Below are 811 nucleotides of genomic sequence, written 5' to 3'. Positions count from 1 at the left end.
GTATAGTTCAGTGTGCCTGGTGCAGTGATAGGATTCTCGCCTGCAGACTGAACTTTTACGATACTTAATTCAGGACACGGTGTAAAAATAATTTGACCTGAAGATAAATATTCACAACCATTTGCGTCACGAATAACTACATTATAGTTACCAGCTACAGTCGTTAAGTTTTGTGAATCATTATAATCACCTGTGCCATCATTGTCCCAATCAAACGTATACCCGGGTGTTCCTCCTGATATAGAAAGATTTATGGTACCAGAAGTTTCAGAGCAACTTAGTATATAATCAGTAACAATAGCTGACAAAGCTATCGCTGGCTCGATGATCGTTGCTGGAATATCTTCTACTTTGCAGCCATTCGCATCGGTTACTGTTACACTATAGCTTCCAGCTATCAATCCTGTCGCTGTGGCGGTCGTTTGACCATCGCTCCATAGATATGTATAACCTGCTGTGCCATTGCTTGCCAATACTGTCGCTGCTCCTGTCGCATCGCCTTTGCACAATACATCCGTTGTTGAACTTATGCTCGCTGACAAGGCTATCGCTGGTTGCGTAATCGTTACCGATTGTGGAGTAATACATCCATTCGCATCTTTTACATTTACTGTATAGGTGCCTGCTGCTAAACCTGAAAATGTACCGCTCGCTTGATAGGTCCCTATTCCTAATTGATAAGTATATGGTGAGGTTCCACCAGAACCAGCTACTGTTACCACACCAGTGCTATTGCCAAAACACAATACATTCGTTTGTGTTAAACTTCTAGCTAAGGCTGCGGCTGGCTGAGTTATCGTTGTTGAGATCG

General features: G+C 42.8%; 1 protein-coding gene. It reads right to left on the bottom strand.

Going from position 1 to position 811, the window contains the following annotated elements; translation table 11 throughout:
* Positions 1-811 (bottom strand): SprB repeat-containing protein (locus EGI22_RS15575; RefSeq protein WP_255069347.1); only part of this gene is annotated, 811 nt, incomplete at both ends.

This window comes from Lacihabitans sp. LS3-19 (genome assembly GCF_024343575.1).
Classification (GTDB): domain Bacteria; phylum Bacteroidota; class Bacteroidia; order Cytophagales; family Spirosomataceae; genus Leadbetterella.
Note: the sequence above shows the minus strand (reverse complement) of the source record. Positions and strands in the feature narration are given on the sequence as shown.